The following is a 19,199-nucleotide window of genomic DNA, read 5'->3' on the forward strand; positions in this document are numbered from 1 at the left end:
GACCGACGCGAAGGACACCGTGCCCACACCTGACATGCCGCCGGCCCTCGAGGGCTCGCGGGTCCACCGACGGATCCAGCGGGCCCTCGACGTGGCCCGTCGGTCCAAGAGCCCCGGCAAGGCCGGGCGCAACCTCCCCGCCGCCATCGGGGTCGGCGTGGGTCTGGGTGCCCTCATCATCGGGTCGTTGGCGTGGCGGCCGGAGGCCTTCCTGGCGCTCGTGACGGCGGCGATCGTCATCGGGATGTGGGAGGTCGTGCAGGCGGTCCGCCACGGCCGGGTGCAGGTGCCGCTGGTGCCGACGATGGTGGGTGGCGTCGCGATGCTCGCCAGCGCCTACTGGGGTGGACCCCGGCCGCTCACCCTCGCCTTCACGCTGGCGGTCCTGGCCCTGCTCGTATGGCGTTCCCTGCAGGGCGTGGCCGACGCGATGCGGGACGTCTCCGGAGGCGTGCTGACCCTGGCCTACGTGCCGCTGCTCGCCAGCTTCTGCATCATGCTGCTCGCCCAGCCCGACGGGGAGCTGCGGGTGGTGACCTTCATCGCGGTCACGGTGTTCTCCGACATCGGCGGCTACGCGGTCGGCGTGCTCAAGGGCAAGCACCCCATGGCGCCGTCCATCTCGCCCAAGAAGTCCTGGGAGGGGTTCGCCGGCTCGATGGTCACCTGCATGCTGGTGGGGGCCATCTGCACGTCCTGGCTGCTCCACGCCCCCTGGTGGACCGGTGTGCTGCTGGGCGCGGCGGCCTGCGTCACCGCGACGGTCGGGGACCTGTGCGAGTCGGTCATCAAGCGTGACCTCGGCATCAAGGACATGGGCCACATCCTCCCGGGGCACGGCGGCATCATGGACCGGCTGGACTCGTTGCTGCTCACCGCGCCGATGGCCTGGCTGGTCATCACCTATCTCGTGCCCGCGGCGGTCTGAGCTGCCGGCACGGCCGCGCGAAGGGCGTCACCACGCGTGGGGGCGGGCGGGGCGTCATACCTGAGACAATGGTGAGCGATGAGTGACTCCCAGCCGCAGGACCTGCCCACGCCGACGACCCGTCCGGTGCCGGGCCAGCTGACCTTCTCCGCGCCGCGCCGCGGCAAGCCGCCGGCCCACCTGGCCGACTTCGCGCTCGACGAGCGCAAGGCGTTCGTGACCGAGCTTGGGCAGCAGGGCTTCCGGGCCAAGCAGCTGAGCGTGCACTACTTCGACCGGCTGGTGACGGACCCCGAGGACATGCCGGACCTGCCCAAGGCCCAGCGCGCCGAGCTGGTCGCGCAGGCGCTGCCGCAGCTGCTCACCCCCATCACGACGCGGGTCGCCGACGGGGGAGCGACGCACAAGAAGGTGTGGCGGCTGCACGACGGGGCCCTCGTCGAGTCCGTCGTCATGCGCTATCCCGGCCGGGCGACGATCTGCATCTCGAGCCAGGCCGGCTGCGGCATGAACTGCCCGTTCTGCGCCACCGGCCAGGGTGGGCTGCAGCGCAACATGAGCACCGCCGAGATCGTGGAGCAGGTCGTGAGCGCTGCCCGTGCGCTGCGGGCCGGCGAGCTCGGCCCGATGCCCGAGGGCGACCAGGGGCCGCTGCGCGTGTCCAACGTGGTGTTCATGGGGATGGGCGAGGCACTGGCCAACTACAAGGCCTCGATCGGCGCGATCCGGCGTCTCGTGGAGCCCGCCCCGGCAGGTCTCGGGATGAGCGCGCGCGGGATCACGATGAGCACCGTCGGGCTGGTGCCCGGCATCGACAAGCTCGCGGGCGAGGGCATCCCGGTCACCCTGGCATTGTCGCTGCACGCCCCCGACGACGAGCTGCGGGACGAGCTGGTCCCCATCAACACCCGGTGGAAGGTCGACGAGGCGCTGGACGCCGCGCGCCGCTACTTCGACACCACCGGGCGACGCGTGTCGATCGAGTACGCCCTGATCAAGGACATCAACGACCAGGCCTGGCGCGCCGAGCTGCTCGCCGACAAGCTCAACGCGCGAGGGAACGGGTGGGTGCACGTCAACCCCATCCCGCTCAACCCCACGCCGGGCAGCCGGTGGACGGCCAGCCGCAAGGGCGTCGAGCAGCAGTTCGTGGAGCGGCTGCGCGGGCGCGGCATCTCCACGACCGTGCGTGACACGCGGGGGCAGGACATCGACGGGGCGTGCGGCCAGCTGGCGGCGGCCACGGCCTGACGGTCAGGGGGTCCGGCGCCCCTTGAGCTTCTGCCGCACCCACCGCGCGATCAGGATGACGAAGAACGCGATCACGGCGTACTGGAACCAGCCGGCCCACTCCTCGATGCGCGCCCACTGCGACCCCAGGGCGTAGCCGCCGAGGATGAGCGCGGCGTTCCAGCAGAGCGAGCCGAGCGTCGTGAGCAGGCAGAAGATCGCGAGCGGCATCCGCTCGACGCCCGCCGGGATCGACACCATCGAGCGCACCATCGGCACCATCCGGCCGAAGAACGTGACGGTGCGCCCGTGCCGCTCGAACCACTCGAAGCCCTTGTCGATGTCGTGCACGTCGACCAGGGGGACCTTGCGGGCGATGGAGTTGACGCGCTCGCGGCCGAGGACGGCGCCGGCCCAGTAGAGGATGAGCGCGCCGATCAGGGATCCGACGGTGCTCCAGATGATCGCGCCCGCCAGCGTCATGCCGCCGCGGTAGGCGGTGAAGCCCGCCAGCGGCAGGATGAGCTCGCTGGGGATCGGCGGGAAGACGCTGTCGAGGATCGTCGCCACCATGGCGCCGGGTCCGCCGAGGGTCTCCATGAGGCTGACGGCCCACCCGGTGATCCCGCTACTGTCGGGGGCCGCCGAGGGGAGCTGGGCGAGGAGCGCGAGGGGGGTCAGGGCGGTGTCCTTTGCAGGGGGCGGCGGTCAGGTCCAGGTCGTCCAACGTCGTTCGTACCCCGAGGAGTTCCGTCCCAGCCCTCCCGAGCGGGCGATGGGTCGCCGCGCAGAGTGGTCACAGATCCCGCACCAGCGACGCGCAGACGTCGAGGATGTGACCACTCTGTCGACGGGCGGGGTCCTCAGCGCAGGGGCGTGGTGCTGGACTCGCGGAGCAGCTCGGGGACGTCGGCGATGTCGTCGACCAGGTGGATCCGGTCGCCCATCTCGCGGCCGTGGCCGAGGGCCTGGAGCAACGGCCACACCGGCAGGGTCTGGGTCCAGTGCTCGCGCCCGACCAGCACCAGCGGCACGGTCTCGCCCTCGGCGGCGTAGTAGAGCCGCGTCGTCAGCTGGAACACCTCCTGCACCGTGCCCGCGGCGCCGGGGAGGACGACGACCCCCGCCGTGCAGCGGGCGAGCAGCAGGTCCTCGCGCAGGGCGTTGGAGAAGAACTTGGCGATGGCCTGCGCGAACGCGTTGGGCGGCTCGTGGCCGTAGAACCACGTCGGGATGCCGATGCTCGTCACCGCATCGGGGGCGCCGAACCCGTCGCGTACCTCCAGGGCCACCCGGGCCCAGGGGCTCACCTCCGGCCGGAAGGACGGCACCGTGGCCAGCCGCCGCAGCGCAGCCTCCAGCGTCGCGTCGTCCGGGCACGCGGCGCCGAGGTTGGCGGCCTCCATCGCGCCGGGCCCGCCGCCGGTGGCGACGACCAGGCCGTATGCCGCCAGCGCCCGCCCCAGGTGCGCGGCCTCGGCATAGCGCGCGGTCCCGCGGTCGACGCCGTGCCCGCCCATGATCCCGACGACGCGCCGGTCCGCCAGCAGGTCGTCGAGGGCGTCCTCCATCGAGTCGTCGTGCAGGGAGCGCAGCACGGCGACATAAGGGTCACCGACGAGGCTCGCGTCCTGCGACCAGGCGTAGGCCAGCGCGTCCGGGGTGTCGTCGTAGCCCCGGGCGATCCCGGCATACAGCTCCTCCGGGGAGTAGAGACGCGAGCGGTAGACGTCGACGGGGGAGTCGTGGACGGTGGGGAACACGACCGCGCCGGCACCGACCAGGTGACGCACGAGCGGCGGTGCCATCGCGCCGCCGAGGACGACGAGCCCGTGCAGGTCCGAGCGGGCCAGGAGCCGCTCGGCGCACGCGTCGAGGTCGACGCCCTGGACGCGCACGCCGTGCAGGCTGTGGCCGTCGTCGAGCAGGGCCGTGAGGGTGGGCAGGTCCTCGATCTCCATGCCGTCATCATGCGTGACGCGTCTGCGATGAACTCTCGGGGACACGGGCCAACCATCCAGCCTCCTGCGGCGTCTGCATGATGTCGTTGGCGCACCGCGCCAGAGCACTCTCGTCAGAAGGACCCCCGCAGCCATGTCCCGCCGTTCCCTCATCGCCACCACCGCCACCGCCGCCCTCACCCTGACGCTCAGCCTGTCGGCACCCGCCCTGGCTGCGCCCACCTCTGCCCCGGCGGCCAAGCCGGTCGCGGCGACGCACCAGGTCTCGGCGACCCGGGCCCGCTCGGCGGTCGTCACGCGGGCCACCGTGCACCAGATCTACGTCGCCATCGCCAACGACAAGCAGCTGCGGGGCTGGAAGCGCGCCGACTGGCGCGTCCAGCGCATCAGCCTCGCCCCCGGCGCCCCGACCTGGGCGCGGGCGACGGTCCACCCCACGCGCGGCCAGACCGACGACGCCACCGTGCTGCTGCGCAAGGTGGCCGGCCGCTGGCGCGTCGCTGACCTCGGCACCGCGCAGGTCGGGTGCGGCGTCGCCCCGGTCAAGGTCCTGCGCGGCCTGCGCCTCGGCGGCTGCTGACCCGCCGGCCGAGTCCCGCTCGTCCGGCCTAGCCCGGCCAGCCCGGCCTAGCCCGGCCGCCCCGTCATACGGCCCGAGTGGTCGGTCCCTCGCCTCGCGACCGGGACCGACCACTCGCCGCGCTCGACCTACCTGTCGTCCAGGCCACACCGTGTCCCGCTGGCCGTCGCCCGGCCCGGCGGGTTGGATGGAGGCATGAGCAAGGGTGCTTACGCCAGGGCGTACGAGACGAGCAGGCAGGACCCCGAGGCCTTCTGGGCCGAGGCGGCCAAGGACATCGACTGGATCACGAAGCCGAGGCAGGTCCTCGACGAGAGCCGGGCCCCGTTCTACACGTGGTTCCCCGACGGCTGGCTCAACGTCTGCTACAACGCGCTGGACCGCCACGTGGTCCACGGCCGCGCCGACCAGGCCGCCCTGCACTACGACAGCCCGGTCACCGGTGCCCGCGCGAGCTACACCTACGCCGAGCTGCTCGAGCTGGTGTCCCGCTTCGCCGGCGTGCTGCGCGACCTCGGCGTGACCAAGGGCGACCGGGTCGTCATCTACATGCCGATGGTCCCCGAGGCCGTCGTCGCGATGCTGGCGTGCGCCCGCATCGGCGCCATCCACTCGGTCGTGTTCGGTGGCTTCGCCCCCCAGGAGCTGGCCGCCCGCATCGACGACGCAGCCCCCAAGGTCGTCGTCAGCGCGAGCTGCGGCATCGAGCCCAAGCGGGTCGTGGCCTACAAGCCCTACCTCGACGAGGCGATCCGCCGCGCGGAGCACAAGCCCGACCGCTGCGTCATCCTGCAGCGCGAGCAGCAGCCCGCCGAGATGGGGGAGCGTGACCTGGACTGGGCCGAGGTCATGCGCCCCGGGGTCGTGCAGCCCGCCGAGTGCGTGCCGGTCGAGTCGTCCCACCCGCTCTACATCCTCTACACCTCCGGCACGACGGGGAAGCCCAAGGGGATCGTGCGCGACAGCGGCGGCTACGCCGTGGCCCTGCGCTGGTCGATGCCCAACCTCTACGGCATCGAGGCGGGCGACACGATGTTCACCGCCTCCGACGTCGGCTGGGTGGTCGGGCACTCCTACATCGTCTACGCCCCGCTCCTGGTGGGCGCGACCACGATCGTCTACGAGGGCAAGCCGATCGGCACCCCCGACGCCGGCGCCTTCTGGCGGGTCGTGCAGGACTACGGCGTCGCCTCGCTGTTCACGGCGCCCACGGCCTTCCGGGCGATCAAGAAGGAGGACCCGGAGGCGAAGCTCTTCGCCGACTACGACACGTCCAGCCTGCGCACGATCTATCTCGCGGGCGAGCGGCTCGACCCCGACACCTACCACTGGGCGACCGAGCGCACCGGCAAGCCCGTCGTCGACAACTGGTGGCAGACCGAGACCGGCTGGCCGATCGCGTCCAACCCGCGGGGGATCGAGGAGCTGCCGATCAAGCCCGGCTCGCCGTCGACCGCGGTCTGCGGGTATGACGTGCGCGTCCTCGACGACCAGGGCAACGAGGTCCCCGCCAGCACCGAGGGCGCCATCGTCATCAAGCTGCCCATGCCCCCCGGCACCCTGCCGACGCTGTGGCAGGACGACGACCGCTATGTCTCGAGCTACCTGTCGGCCTACCACGGCTACTACCTGACCGGCGACGGTGGCTACATCGACGAGGACGGCTACCTCTATGTCATGGGCCGCACCGACGACGTGCTCAACGTCGCCGGCCACCGCCTGTCGACCGGGTCGATCGAGGCCGCGCTCGCCGGTCACCCCGCCGTGGCGGAGTGCGCGGTCATCGGGGTGGCCGACTCGTTCAAGGGCCAGGTGCCCCGCGCGCTGGTCATGCTCAAGTCCGGCATCGACGCGTCGACCCCGCAGGCCCAGGAGACGCTCCGCAAGGAGCTGGTCCAGCGCGTCCGCGAGGAGGTCGGCGCCGTCGCCGCCCTCAACCAGGTCGACATCGTCGACGGTCTGCCCAAAACGCGCTCCGGCAAGATCCTGCGCAAGACCATGCGCCAGATCGCGGACGGGCAGGAGGCGCAGGTGCCGTCGACGATCGAGGACCGCAGCGTGCTCGACAGCCTGACGGCCGTGCTCCGGCCCCAGGGCTGAGCCTGCACCACGCCCGCCGTATGTCGTGAGGGCCGGTCGCCGCAGGGCGACCGGCCCTCTCACGTCCGTCGTCCGCGCGCCGGGCCCCGGCATACCGCTGGTAGCGTTGCCCAGGTTTGTCTCCGCCCACCTGGGCCGCCCCCGGAGGTCCGTGCCTGATGCCCGACCGCGCGCTGTCGCGCCGCAGCCTGCTCGGCTCGGCTGCGGCTGCCGGCCTGCTCGCGGCCTGCGCCCCGCCGGAGCCCCCCGCGGCCGCGCGGACGACCAGGGCGCTGCCGGTGGACCGTTCGGCCACCGACCGCCGGGTCGCGTTCGCGAGCTGGACGCAGTACCTCGACCAGGACGAGTCCACCAAGCGGTTCCCGACCCTCGACGCCTTCGTCCGGGCCACCGGGATCCAGGCGAGCTACGCCGAGGAGATCGACGACAACGACCTCTACGTCAACAAGATCGCCCCGCAGCTGCGCGCCGGTCAGGACATCGGGCGTGACCTGGTCGTGCTGTCGGACTGGATGGTCAACCGCGTCATCGACCAGGAGCTGGTCCAGCCGCTCGAGCTGATCCGGATGCCGCACGCCGGCAACGTGCTGCCGGAGCTGATGGACGCGTCGTTCGACCCGGGGCGCCAGCACTCGTTGCCGTGGCAGTCCGGCCTGACGGGGATCGGCTACGACGCGAGCAAGGTCAAGGAGATCCGTTCCGTCGAGGACCTGTGGCGTCCCGACCTCAAGGGCCGGGTCGTCGGGCTGAGCGAATGGCGCGACACGCTCGGCGTGATCCTGCGCAGCCAGGGCGTCGACCCGGCGAGGCCCTTCACCCGCGACGAGCTGGCCGCGGCCGTCGAGGTCGTCGACCGCCGGCTGCGCGACGGCCAGATCCGGCGGATCCGCGGCAACTCCTACGTCCAGGACCTGCAGAGCGGCAACGCGCTGGCCGGCCTGGTGTGGAGCGGCGACATCGCGACGCTGCGCGCCGAGACCGGCAACGAGCGGTGGACCTTCGTCGTCCCCGAGTCCGGCGGGATGCTGTGGAGCGACAACGCCGTCGTTCCGGTCACCTCGCCGCGCCGGCGCAACGCCCAGCGGCTGCTCGACTGGTACTACCAGCCCGAGATCGCCGCGCAGGTCGCTGCGTGGGTGGGCTACATCTGCCCGGTGGCCGGCGCTCAGAAGGCCATGGAAAAGGTCGACCCCGAGCGCGTCGAGGACCCGCTGATCTTTCCCACGGCGGAATTCCTGGCGCGCCGGACGAGCGTGTTCCGGGCCCTGGACCCGCGCGAGGAGCAGGAGTACGCCGCGATGTGGACGCAGGTGGTGGGCCAGTGACTGCCGGTGACCTGAGGCTCGACGGCCTCACCAAGAGCTTCGGGCGGGACGTGGTCGTGGACGACCTGTCCCTGCACGTGGCGGCGGGCAGCTTCTTCGCGCTCGTGGGGCCCTCGGGGTGCGGCAAGACGACGACCCTGCGGATGGTGGCGGGGCTCGAGCGCCCCGACGCGGGGCGGGTGCTGCTGGGGGAGCGGGACGTCACCGACCTGCGGGCCCACGAGCGCCCGGTCAACACGGTGTTCCAGTCCTACGCGCTCTTTCCGCACCTCAGCGTCGGCGACAACGTGGCCTTCGGGCCGCGCCGTCGTGGGGTCCCGCGCGCGGCGGCCGCCGAGCAGGCCCGCGAGGCGCTCGCCCTCGTCGAGCTCGACGGTATGGCGAGCCGCCGCCCCTCCCGGCTCAGCGGTGGCCAGCAGCAGCGCGTGGCGCTGGCGCGGGCCCTGGTCAACCGGCCCGAGGTGCTCCTGCTGGACGAGCCGCTGGGCGCCCTCGACCTGCGGCTGCGTCGGCAGATGCAGCTGCAGCTCAAGCGGGTCCAGGCCGAGACGGGCCTGACCTTCGTGCACGTCACGCACGACCAGGAGGAGGCCATGAGCATGGCCGACACCGTCGCGGTGATGCGCCAGGGCCGGATCGAGCAGCTCGGGCCCCCGGCCGAGCTCTACGACCTGCCCCGGACCCGGTTCGTCGCCACCTTCCTCGGGCAGTCCAACCTCGCTCCGGTCACGGTGGTCGGGGCGGAGGGCGACCTGCTCGTCGTGGAGCTCGGCGGCCAGCGGGTGCGGGTGCTGCGGTCACGGGCCGCCGCGCCGGACGCCAGGCGCTCGCTGGTCGGGGTGCGACCGGAGAAGGTCCGGATCGTCGCTGACGGGGCCGAGGTCCGCCGGCGGTCCGTCGCGAACGTCCTCGCGGGGGCGCGGGTGCTCGACGTCGCGTTCACGGGCGTGGCGACGCAGTACGTCCTGGACGTCCCCGGCGTCGGCACCTGGACGGCCTACGAGCAGAACCTCGACGTCGACGCCACGGCTCGCCCGGGGGACCTCGTCACCGTCGCCTGGGACCTGCGGCACACGTTCACGCTCCCCAGCGACGAGGGCGACGAGGTCGACACGGTCGGCGAGGTCGGCGAGGGCAGCGACGCCGATCTCGGCGCCGACGCCTCGGCAGCGGGGTCCGCGCCCGTGCGGGTGACCTCTCCGTGAGCAGGCGCGCGGCATACCTGCTGCTCCTCCCCGGGCTGCTCTGGCTCGGCGTTCTGTTCGTCGCGCCGCTGGTGCAGCTCGCGAGCGTGAGCCTGCAGTCGGGCTACCCGGGCTTCCCCGGCTACTACTACCGCGACGTCAACGTCGGCAACTACCTCGTGGCCCTGACCGGCTTCGGCGGGCAGCTGGGTCGGTCCTTCCTGTATGCTGGCCTCGCGACGCTGCTGTGCCTGGTGCTGGCGTTCCCGCTGGCCTGGACCATGGCCTTCCGCGCGGGGCGGTGGCGTGGCGTGCTCATGGTGCTGGTCGTCGCGCCGTTCTTCACGCCGTTCATCCTGCGCACGGTCGCGTGGCGCCAGATCCTCGCCGACGACGCGCCGGTCGCGTCCACCCTGCGGGCGCTGCACCTGCTGCCCGGCGGGCACCTGACCGAGACGCCGTTCGCCGTGGTCATGGGCCTGACCTACACCTTCCTGCCCTTCATGCTCCTGCCCGTCCTCGCCTCCCTGGAGCGGGTGGACCGGTCGGTGCTGGCCGCCGGCGCAGACCTCTACGCCGGCCCGTGGCAGACCTTCCGGCTGGTCACCGTGCCGCTGGCGATGCCGGGCATCGTCGCCGGGACGCTGCTGACCTTCATCCCCGCAGCCGGAGACTACGTCAACGCCGACCTGCTCGGCTCGGACCGCGGCACGTCGATGGTCGGCAACGCCATCGACGCCCAGTTCTTCCGCGTGATCGGTGGCTACCCGGTGGCCGCGGCGCTGTCGTTCACGCTGATGCTGGCCATCCTCGTGCTCGTCCTGCTGTACCTCCGGCGCTACGGCACCCGGGAGCTGGTGTGAGCGGGGGCTCGTCGCGCTCGTCGTCGGCCCGGCGGTGGGTCGCCGACCACGTCGTCGTCCTGGTGTCCGTGCTGGTGCTGGCCTACCTGCTCCTGCCGGTGGCCTACGTCGTGGTGTTCTCGTTCAACGGCTACACGAGGTCCAACATCGCCTGGAGCGGCCGCCCCACCCTGGACCACTGGCGCGACCCGTGCGGCGCCCCGGGGGTCTGCGAGGCGCTCGGCACCTCGCTGGAGGTGGGGCTCGCCTCGACGGTGCTGGTCACCACGCTGGGGACCATGATGGCGCTCGCGCTGGCGCGGGGCCGGTTCCGCGGCCGACGGGCGGTCGAGGCACTGGTGCTGCTGCCCATGGCCACCCCCGAGGTCGTCCTCGGCGCGTCCCTGCTGACGATCTTCGTGCAGGGCTTCACCCGCGTGGGGCTCGAGCTGGGGTGGTGGACCGTGGTCCTCTCGCACGTGATGTTCTGCCTGTCCTTCGTCGTCGTGACCGTGCGGGCGCGGCTCGAGTCGCTCGATCCCGGCCTGGAGGAGGCGGCCGCCGACCTGTATGCCGGGCCCGCCGCGACCTTCTGGCGGGTCACGGTGCCGGGGGTGCTGCCCGGCGTGGTCGCCGCAGCCCTGCTGTCCTTCGCCCTCAGCATCGACGACGTCATCATCACGACCTTCGTGTCGGGCGAGGTCGCCACCTTCCCGACCTATGTCTACACGGCCTACCTGCGGGGGATCCCGGCGGAGGCCAACGTCATCGGCGTGCTCATGCTGCTGGCCGCCGTCGCCTGCGCGGTGGCGGCCCGTCTGCTCGGTGGACGCCTCCCGTCCACCGAGCGCTGAGAGGAGCACGCCATGTCCGGTGTCGCCGCGGGGTTCTGGATCATCGGCGCCCTCGCGGGGCTGGGCTTCCTGCTCGCGCACCTCGGGGTCCTCGACGCGAGCGCGCAACGCGTGCTGTCCCGCCTGGCCTTCTTCGTGGCCTCGCCCGCGCTGCTGGTCGACGTGCTGTCCCGCACCCCCTTCGCCCAGGTGGTGGGGCACAACCTGCTCGTGTCCGCCTCGTCCGTCGTGATCACCGTGGCGGTCTACCTCGCCGTCGTGGTGCCGCGCTGGCACCCGGACCTGGGCGAGGCGGTGATCGGCTCGCTGGCCGCGGCCTACGTCAACGCCGGCAACCTCGGGATCCCCATCGCGGCCTACGTCCTCGGCGACGTCGCCCTGATGGCACCCACCCTGCTGCTGCAGCTCGTCTGCCTCACCCCGCTCGCCATGGCGTTGATGGACGTCGATGCCCTCGGCCGTCGCCCGCGCCCGCTCGAGACGCTGCTCGCGGTCGGGCGCAACCCGATGACGGTGTGCGCGCTCGCGGGCGTCGTGATGTCCCTGGTCGGCTGGCGGCCGCCCGACCTGGTGATGCGGCCGGTCGAGATCGTCGGTGGCATGGCCGTGCCCGCGATGCTCCTGGCCTTCGGGGTGTCGCTGCGGCTGGGTCCTCGCCCGGGCGCCTCCGGGTCCACGGGGCAGATCGTCACCATCGTCGTGTGCAAGCTGGGGGTGCAGCCGCTGGCCGCCCTGGCCCTGGCGAGCGCGCTCGGCCTGACCGGCGTCCACCGGCTCGCGGCGGTGGTGACCGCCGCGCTGCCGTGCGCGCAGAACGTCTTCACCCACGCCGTGCGCTACGACCGCAGCGTGCTGCTGGCCCGGGACGCCGTGCTGCTGACGACCCTCGTGTCGCTGCCCGTGATCGCCGTGGTGGCGGTCCTGGTGCACTGAGCCGACGGGCCCGGCATACGGCCCGCTCGCCCCGGAGGGGCTCAGGCCGGGGGAGTCGTCCCGGCCGCGGCGTGGGCGGCGGCGACCTTGCGCCGCCGCTCGCGCAGCAGGTTGTCCTTGGGGTCGTTGTCGGGGTCCAGCTGGGCCGGCCCGAACACGCTCACCCCGACGTAGCGGATCCGCCACATGATGCGGTAGCCGAGGCTGAGCCCGGTGCGGTCCTTGGCCATGATGGTCCTCCCCGTGGATGTCGGTGGCGGTCGCCGCCCTCGACCACCCTAGTCCCGGAGGTGACCCCGCGACCGCCCTCGTGCTGTGACCTCCCCCTCGCCGTGGAGGGTGCGTGGAGACGCCGTCCGGGTGACCGGGTCGCGGTCGCCGCGCCGGGGGCTTCGTCGAGGGGGAGGATGACTCCGACGGGGACTGATCCTCAGATCCACCCCCTCCCGTTGGAGGCGGGGGCGAGGGACCATCGGCAGCGACAGCGAACCACGCGGCACCAGGAGGCACCGATGAACAACCGGAAGAGTGCTACTGCTACTGCTACGGCGATGGCCCTGTGCGCGGCGCTCGCGGGCTGCGCCTCGGGGGTCGAGGGGACCGAGGTCGTGCAGGTGACCCGGACCGTGACCGCGACGGCTACGGGATCGGCGGCGGGCGAGCCGGTCTCGGCGCCGGCGACCGAACCCGCTGGGCCGCCGGCCGCCGGACCGGCTTCGACGCAGGCCGTGAGGACGGGCGCTACCGTGAGCCCGACCAGCGTGGTCGTCGCAGGCGCAGCCCCCGCCGCCCGGGCGTGCTCCCCGACCCTGCGGCGCTATCCCGACCTCGATCCCGGGGCGCGCGGTCCGGCGGTCGAGGCCTTCCAGTGCCTGCTCCGCCAGCAGGGAGCGAGCCTGACGGTCGACGGCGTCTACGGCCCGGTGACCAGGCAGGCCTACGACCAGGTCGCCCGCCGGCTCGGCTGGCAGGCCTGGGTCCCCCACGTCGAGGCGCACGTGTGGACCCTGCTCCTCTCGCAGGGCCCCACGCCCAGGCTGCGCCGGGGCAGCACCGGCGAGGCGGTCTCGCGGGTGCAGCGATCGCTCGCGGCACAGGACATCCCGGTCACCGCGGACGGACGCTTCGGCGCCGACACCGAGCGCGCCGTCCGCACGCTGCAGACCGGCTGGGCATGACGGTCGACGGCATCGTCGGTCCCGACACCTGGCGGGTGCTGCAGTCCGGCGGCGGGCCCACCGACTGAACGGGCACGCCCCGGGGACGGCCGAGACACGGGTCGATCGGTGCGAGGATGGTCGGGTGAGCCAGAGCCCGTATGCCGACAGCCCGCCGCCCCCCGCGCACACCTATCGCGCCGGCCACCGCACGGTCGCGCTCCTCGGCTCCACCGGCTCCATCGGAACCCAGGCGATCGACGTGATCACCCGCAACCCCGACCGGTTCACGGCGACCGCGCTCAGCGCCGGCGGCCGCAACCTCGCCCTCCTCGCGGAGCAGGCCGTCCGGCTCCAGGTCGAGCTCGTCGGCGTCGCGGACGGCGACGAGGCGGCGGTGCGGGGCGCGATCACGGCGGCCGCCCGTGAGGCCGGGCTGGCGTCATACGCCCCGCGGGTGGTCGTGGGGGAGGGTGCCTCCGAGGAGGTGGCGGCGCACGGAGCGGACGTCGTGCTCAACGGCATCACCGGGTCGATCGGCCTGCGGCCGACCCTGGCGGCGCTCCGAGCGGGCAGCACGCTCGCGCTCGCCAACAAGGAGAGCCTGATCGTCGGCGGCCCGATCGTCACACGTGCGGCCCGGCCGGGCCAGATCGTGCCGGTCGACTCCGAGCACAGCGCCATCGCCCAGAGCCTGCTGGCGGGTCGCCGGGACGAGGTGCGGCGGCTGGTGATCACCGCCAGCGGCGGGCCCTTCCGCGGTCGCGCCCGCGACGAGCTGCGCGAGGTGACGCCGGAGCAGGCGCTGGCTCACCCCAACTTCGCCATGGGCAAGGTCATCACCACCAACTCCGCGACCCTGGTCAACAAGGGGCTCGAGGTGATCGAGGCGCACCACCTGTTCGACGTGCCCTTCGCCGACATCGAGGTCGTGGTGCACCCGCAGCAGTACATCCACTCCATGGTCGAGTGGTGCGACGGCGCGGTGGTCGCCCAGATCGGGCTGCCCACCATGCTGGTGCCCATCGCGCTCGGGCTCGCCTGGCCCGATCGCCTGCGCGACGTGGAGACGCCGGTCGACTGGACCCGCGCGTCGACGTGGGAGTTCCTCCCGCTGGACCGTGAGGCCTTCCGCTCCGTCCCGCTGGCCTACCGGGTCGGCGAGGCGGGCGGGACCTACCCCGCCGTCTACAACGCCGCCAACGAGGAGTGCGTCGAGGCCTTCCACGCCGGCCGGATCGGCTTCCTCGACATCGTCGACACCGTCGAGCGGGTCGTCGACGAGCACCACGCCGGCGGCGAGCAGGCCGCCAACGTCGGGAACAACGCCTCGGACCTGGACGTTGCCGCTGTGCTGCGTGCCGAGTCCTGGGCGCGTGCCCGGGCCCGCGAGGTGCTCGGCCTGAGTCCCGCCTCCACCCCGACCGAGGAGCCCGCATGACCGAGGAGTCCGCATGACCGTGGTCCTGACGATCCTCGGCATCCTGTTCGTCGTCGTCGGCGTGGGTGTCTCCATCGCGCTGCACGAGATCGGCCACCTGGTCCCGGCCAAGCTGTTCGGGGTCAAGGCGCCGCAGTACATGATCGGCTTCGGCCCCACGCTCTGGTCGCGCCGGTTCGGCGAGACGGAGTACGGCCTCAAGGCGATCCCGCTCGGCGGCTACGTCCGCATGATCGGGATGTTCCCGCCCAAGGGCAGGGGTGAGGACGAGCACCACCTCCGGGCCTCGAGCACCGGCCGCTGGGCCGCCATGGTCGACGACGCCCGCACCCAGTCGATGGAGGAGATCCAGCCCGGCGACGAGGACCGCGTGTTCTACAAGCGCAAGAGCTGGCAGAAGGTCGTCGTCATGCTCGGCGGCCCCACCATGAACCTCGTCATCGCGACGGTCCTCATCGGTGGCGTCCTCATGGGGCACGGGGTCTTCGTCGAGCACGGGGCCAAGGTCGCCTCCGTCGTCGAGTGCGTGCGCCCGGCCGGCGCCGACGCCACGAACGCCTGCACCGAGAACGACCAGCGCACCCCGGCCGCGGTGGCCGGGCTCCTGCCCGGCGACCGCATCGTCTCCATCGGTGGCACGACGGTCGACGGCACCGCCGCCGTGGGACGGGTCGTGCGTCCCAGTGCCGGCAAGGCCCTGCCCGTCGTGGTCGAGCGCGCGGGGCAGCAGCAGACCCTCACCATCACCCCCATCACCAACGCGCTCCCTCGGCTCGACGCCGAGGGCGTGCCCGTGACCGGGGCGGACGGCAAGCCGCTGACCGTGCAGACGGGCTACATCGGGATGCAGTCGGCGCCCGTCGGTGCGATCGAGAAGCAGCCGATCACCGCGGTGCCGGGGGCGGTGGGCAACGCCGTCGCGCAGACCGCGGGCGTCATCGTCAAGATCCCCGAGAAGATGGTGGGGATCGCCAAGGCGGCCTTCGGCTCGGGGGAGCGCGACCCCAACGGCCCGATCTCGGTCGTGGGCGTCGGGCGCATCGGCGGCGAGGTCGCCGCCGGCCAGGTCCAGGGGCTCGAGGGCACCACCTCCAAGCTCATCACGCTGATCATGCTCATCGCGTCGCTCAACGTGGCGCTCTTCGTCTTCAACCTCATCCCGCTGCTGCCGCTGGACGGTGGTCACGTCGTCGGTGCCGTGTGGGAGGCCATCCGTCGCGGGTTCGCCCGCGTGGCCCGGCGCCCCGACCCGGGCTACATAGATGTCGCCAAGGGGTTGCCCATCGCCTATGCCATGTCGGTCGTCCTGGTCGTCATGGGTGGCCTGCTGATCTATGCCGACATCGTGCGGCCCGTCAAGCTCGGATGAGTGAGGGATACTGACACCATGACCGTTTCGCTAGGGATGCCTGCTGCTCCGGCGCCGGTGCTCGCACCGCGTCGCAAGACCCGCAAGATCAAGGTCGGCAAGGTCGATGTCGGTGGTGACGCGCCCGTCTCGGTGCAGTCCATGACGACGACCCTGACCTCGGACGTCAACACCACCCTGCAGCAGATCGCCCAGCTCACGGCGGCTGGCTGCGACATCGTGCGCGTGGCCTGCCCCAGCCAGGACGACGCCGACGCCCTGGCGCAGATCGCCCAGCACAGCCAGCTCCCCGTCATCGCGGACATCCACTTCCAGCCCAAGTACGTCTTCGCCGCCATCGAGGCCGGCTGCGCCGCGGTCCGCGTCAATCCGGGCAACATCCGCAAGTTCGACGACCAGGTCAAGGAGATCGCCGCGGCCGCCCGCGACCACGGCACCTCGATCCGCATCGGCGTCAACGCCGGATCCCTCGACAAGCGCCTCCTCGAGAAGTACGGCAAGGCCACCCCCGAGGCCCTCGTCGAGTCGGCGGTGTGGGAGGCCAGCCTGTTCGAGGAGCACGGCTTCCACGACTTCAAGATCTCGGTCAAGCACAACGACCCCGTCGTGATGGTGCGGGCCTACGAGCTGCTGTCCGAGCGCGGCGACTGGCCGCTGCACCTCGGCGTCACCGAGGCGGGCCCCGCCTTCCAGGGCACCATCAAGTCCGCCACCGCCTTCGGTGCGCTGCTGTCCAAGGGCATCGGTGACACCATCCGGGTCTCCCTGTCCGCCCCTCCCGTCGAGGAGGTCAAGGTCGGCATCCAGATCCTGCAGAGCCTCAACCTGCGGCCCCGCAAGCTCGAGATCGTCTCCTGCCCGTCCTGCGGGCGCGCCCAGGTGGACGTCTACAAGCTGGCGGACGCCGTGACCGCCGGGCTCGAGGGCATGACCGTGCCGCTGCGCGTCGCCGTCATGGGCTGCGTCGTCAACGGCCCGGGCGAGGCTCGCGAGGCCGACCTGGGGGTCGCGTCCGGCAACGGCAAGGGACAGATCTTCGTCAAGGGCGAGGTCATCAAGACCGTCCCCGAGGCCGCGATCGTGGAGACCCTCATCGAGGAGGCCATGCGCCTCGCCGAGGAGATGGGCGAGCCTGCGGACGAGGAGTCCGCCGGCAGCCCCACCATCACCGTCGGCTGAGTCCGCGGCGTCCGTATGACGTGACGCGCGATGACGACCGACGAGAGCGGGCCACCCCACACGAGGGGTGGCCCGCTCTCGTCGAGCCCGTCGGCGGACGCTGTCAGAGCTTGGTGACCTCGACGGCGGCCAGGCTCGGGGTGTCCTTGACGGCGTGGAAGCCCAGGTCGAGCCGCCCGTCGGTGACCGTCACGGTGAAGGTCGGCTCGTAGGCCCGGAAGGCGCCGCCGGTGCGGGCGAAGACGTCCACGTCCTTGAGGACCGTTGAGCCCTCCGCCCGGACGGAGTAGACCCGGCGCCCGGGAGCCGTGAAGTAGTCCTCGGCGGTGTAGAGCTTGACCCGGTAGGTCCCGTTGGCGACCTTGGTCCGGTAGGAGGTCATCCCGTAGACCGTGGAGCGGTACAGCTGGTCGTCACCGGTGCCGGCCACGTCACGGCCCACCATGGCCGTACCCGTCTTGTACGAGTCGAACGCGTCACCGCGCCCGGCCCATCGCCGGCCCTGGGCATCGGTCTGGTCGAGCCAGGCCGCGGTCTGCCGAACGGTGGCGACGCCCGGTCCCGGCACCGGAATGGTCGGCGTCGGGGTGGGCGTGGGGGTCGGGGTCGGGGCCGGGGTCGACTTGGTGGGAGTGGGCGTCGGAGTGGGAGTGGGCGTCGGGGTGGGTGCGGGCGCCGACGAGACGGGCGCCTCGTAGTTCATCGGCAGGACCTCGAGGAGCTCGAGCGGGAAGCCACGCTCGCCGCGTCCGGGGTCGCCCAGCATCTCCTGCCAGTCGGCCCGCCCGCGGAACAGCTCGGGATAGGGGTCGCTGGTCATGCCGATCGGGTTCTCCGCGCGGAAGCTGATCGATCCCGCCGTGTCCCAGACGACCACGCCGTACTCCTGGGCGGCCTTGGCGATGGTCCGCGCCGTCGGCGACAGGCGCAGGGCGTCGAGGTTGACGGAGGCCGGGATGCGCAGCATCTGCCCCTCGGCGGCGGCCGGTCGTCTCGACGGGTTCCAGCCGTCGGTGCGGTTGGCCGGACGGGAGACGTTGGGCCAGGGGGCGTTGTGGGGCAGCGCGATGCCGATGACGTGGTCGATACGACCGCGGCGCAGCTCCTCGGGGCGGATGGTGCCCCCGGCGAGGGAGAGCCCGCTGGCAGTGGTGCCGAAGGGGTGCGGGAAGACGCCGTTGCTCTTGGAGGCGTCCGGGATGCTGCCGCCCCAGCACGCCGACCAGGTACCGTTGTTCTTGCGGGTGACCCAGGTCTCCGTGAGGCGGCGGGAGCTCGCGTCGTACACCAGCATCTCGAGGTCCGTCCCCTCTGCCGGACGGGCGTAGGCCGGGATCCTCAGGTTGCTGAGGTGGTTGGCGATCAGGCCGGTGTCGCCGTACGACTTGCCCTGGCAGTTCTCGAACCTGAACGACGTGGTGGGGTCGCCAGCCTTGGCCATGTACATCGGCGCGGAGTAGCGCACCGTGTTGACCGCGATGGACGGGGCACCGGGGCGGCCGTAGTACGAGACGCCCTGGTCGTAGATGTGCTTGGAGATGTCCGCCGAGCGCGGGTCTTTCGGGGTGTTCGCCGGCAGCCTGCGATACCAGAACGCGTCGGGGGCGAAGATGCGCTCGGGCAGCCGGTCGCGATCTGCGGTCGCCGCAGCGGGCGCCGCCGTCACGGGCGCCGCGGAGGCGGCGGCGAGCTGGGCTGACCCCAGGGCGGTTGACGTGAGCAGGGCGGCGCCGATGACGCCTCCCGTCAGCCGGCGTCGCCGGCGTGCGGACAGGGGGGTGTGCATGAGACCTCGAGAGGGTGAGGGGAGAACTGCAGCCGGGCCGGATGATGGCGCTACGGCCGCGACAACCACTCTGTGCAACCGTTTCTGCACGAATGGCTGTCCATCAGCCAGTGTGATAGTTCAAAGCACTCGAGGGTAGGCCTATTCGGGGAAAAAAAATCACTCTATGTGTTGTATGACGATTCAAGGCCGTGGCGCCCCGAAGGTCACTTCGACATCGAAGTCTTTGATATGGTGAGGGTGTTGCGAGGCGCGGCCGGATGGGGGCCACCTCGGGGGAGCACGGCGAGATGGGCGCCGCCCCCGGCGCCGTTCGCAACCGCGGGGCCT

General features: G+C 72.1%; 17 protein-coding genes. 13 read left to right on the top strand and 4 right to left on the bottom strand.

What is annotated here, in order from left to right; genetic code table 11:
* Nucleotides 1-19: 19 nt before the first annotated feature.
* Nucleotides 20-928 carry a phosphatidate cytidylyltransferase gene (locus tag B4K29_RS15630; protein WP_286968074.1) on the top strand — a complete coding sequence of 303 codons (909 nt, stop codon included), beginning with the start codon at nucleotides 20-22 and terminating at the stop codon, nucleotides 926-928.
* Between the two features lie 78 nt (nucleotides 929-1,006).
* Entirely contained in the window at nucleotides 1,007-2,179 is a 1,173-nt protein-coding gene (gene rlmN, locus B4K29_RS15635; RefSeq protein WP_239262646.1) for a 23S rRNA (adenine(2503)-C(2))-methyltransferase RlmN, read from the top strand.
* Nucleotides 2,180-2,182: 3 nt separating this feature from the next.
* On the opposite strand, the gene B4K29_RS15640 is transcribed toward rlmN, so the two are convergent.
* Together B4K29_RS15640 and B4K29_RS15645 are read right to left on the bottom strand one after the other, a co-directional pair.
* Nucleotides 2,183-2,758: a DedA family protein gene (locus B4K29_RS15640; RefSeq protein ID WP_286968077.1), complete on the bottom strand. Its 576-nt coding sequence runs from the start codon at nucleotides 2,756-2,758 to the stop codon at nucleotides 2,183-2,185.
* Between the two features lie 263 nt (nucleotides 2,759-3,021).
* Nucleotides 3,022-4,119, bottom strand: coding sequence for an LOG family protein (locus tag B4K29_RS15645; RefSeq protein WP_286968078.1), 1,098 nt, complete (start codon nucleotides 4,117-4,119; stop codon nucleotides 3,022-3,024).
* A gap of 133 nt (nucleotides 4,120-4,252) precedes the next feature.
* Here B4K29_RS15645 and B4K29_RS15650 point away from each other — a divergent pair, with 133 nt between their 5' ends.
* The 7 genes from B4K29_RS15650 (at nucleotide 4,253) to B4K29_RS15680 (ending at nucleotide 11,937) form a co-directional block, all read left to right on the top strand.
* Nucleotides 4,253-4,699, top strand: coding sequence for a hypothetical protein (locus B4K29_RS15650; protein WP_286960788.1), 447 nt, complete (start codon nucleotides 4,253-4,255; stop codon nucleotides 4,697-4,699).
* Nucleotides 4,700-4,894: 195 nt separating this feature from the next.
* Nucleotides 4,895-6,799, top strand: coding sequence for a propionyl-CoA synthetase (locus B4K29_RS15655; RefSeq protein WP_286960787.1), 1,905 nt, complete (start codon nucleotides 4,895-4,897; stop codon nucleotides 6,797-6,799).
* Nucleotides 6,800-6,957: 158 nt separating this feature from the next.
* A complete protein-coding gene (locus tag B4K29_RS15660) occupies nucleotides 6,958-8,124 on the top strand; it encodes a polyamine ABC transporter substrate-binding protein (RefSeq protein ID WP_286955607.1) in 1,167 nt (388 codons plus the stop codon).
* Nucleotides 8,121-9,329 carry an ABC transporter ATP-binding protein gene (locus tag B4K29_RS15665; RefSeq protein ID WP_286968081.1) on the top strand — a complete coding sequence of 403 codons (1,209 nt, stop codon included), beginning with the start codon at nucleotides 8,121-8,123 and terminating at the stop codon, nucleotides 9,327-9,329. The genes B4K29_RS15660 and B4K29_RS15665 overlap by 4 nt, the downstream gene beginning before the upstream one ends.
* Nucleotides 9,326-10,171, top strand: coding sequence for an ABC transporter permease (locus B4K29_RS15670; protein ID WP_019284525.1), 846 nt, complete (start codon nucleotides 9,326-9,328; stop codon nucleotides 10,169-10,171). Before B4K29_RS15665 ends, B4K29_RS15670 begins: the two co-directional genes overlap by 4 nt.
* Entirely contained in the window at nucleotides 10,168-11,004 is an 837-nt protein-coding gene (locus B4K29_RS15675) for an ABC transporter permease (protein ID WP_286955610.1), read from the top strand. The genes B4K29_RS15670 and B4K29_RS15675 overlap by 4 nt, the downstream gene beginning before the upstream one ends.
* A 12-nt stretch (nucleotides 11,005-11,016) precedes the next feature.
* Nucleotides 11,017-11,937 (top strand): AEC family transporter, encoded by a 921-nt coding sequence (locus tag B4K29_RS15680; RefSeq protein WP_286955611.1) that lies wholly within the window; start codon nucleotides 11,017-11,019, stop codon nucleotides 11,935-11,937.
* Nucleotides 11,938-11,978: 41 nt separating this feature from the next.
* Here the strand turns inward: B4K29_RS15680 and B4K29_RS15685 are convergent, their stop codons facing one another.
* Nucleotides 11,979-12,167 (bottom strand): hypothetical protein, encoded by a 189-nt coding sequence (locus tag B4K29_RS15685; RefSeq protein ID WP_019284528.1) that lies wholly within the window; start codon nucleotides 12,165-12,167, stop codon nucleotides 11,979-11,981.
* A gap of 516 nt (nucleotides 12,168-12,683) precedes the next feature.
* Between B4K29_RS15685 and B4K29_RS15690 the strand changes: the two genes are divergently transcribed.
* From B4K29_RS15690 to ispG, 4 genes are all read left to right on the top strand, one after another.
* Complete coding sequence (locus tag B4K29_RS15690; RefSeq protein WP_034253002.1) at nucleotides 12,684-13,115, top strand: peptidoglycan-binding domain-containing protein; 432 nt, start codon at nucleotides 12,684-12,686, stop codon at nucleotides 13,113-13,115.
* 220 nt (nucleotides 13,116-13,335) lie between these two features.
* Nucleotides 13,336-14,535: a 1-deoxy-D-xylulose-5-phosphate reductoisomerase gene (gene dxr, locus B4K29_RS15695; protein ID WP_051274123.1), complete on the top strand. Its 1,200-nt coding sequence runs from the start codon at nucleotides 13,336-13,338 to the stop codon at nucleotides 14,533-14,535.
* A 13-nt stretch (nucleotides 14,536-14,548) separates the two neighbouring features.
* Nucleotides 14,549-15,904: a M50 family metallopeptidase gene (locus tag B4K29_RS15700; protein WP_029211804.1), complete on the top strand. Its 1,356-nt coding sequence runs from the start codon at nucleotides 14,549-14,551 to the stop codon at nucleotides 15,902-15,904.
* A gap of 18 nt (nucleotides 15,905-15,922) precedes the next feature.
* On the top strand, nucleotides 15,923-17,083 hold the full coding sequence (ispG, locus tag B4K29_RS15705) for a flavodoxin-dependent (E)-4-hydroxy-3-methylbut-2-enyl-diphosphate synthase (RefSeq protein ID WP_029211803.1): 1,161 nt from the start codon (nucleotides 15,923-15,925) through the stop codon (nucleotides 17,081-17,083).
* Between the two features lie 103 nt (nucleotides 17,084-17,186).
* Here the strand turns inward: ispG and B4K29_RS15710 are convergent, their stop codons facing one another.
* On the bottom strand, nucleotides 17,187-18,869 hold the full coding sequence (locus B4K29_RS15710) for a malectin domain-containing carbohydrate-binding protein (RefSeq protein ID WP_029211802.1): 1,683 nt from the start codon (nucleotides 18,867-18,869) through the stop codon (nucleotides 17,187-17,189).
* Nucleotides 18,870-19,199 lie beyond the last annotated feature (330 nt).

The organism is Arsenicicoccus sp. UBA6765 (assembly GCF_002453335.1).
Classification (GTDB): Bacteria; Actinomycetota; Actinomycetes; order Actinomycetales; family Dermatophilaceae; genus Arsenicicoccus; species Arsenicicoccus bolidensis.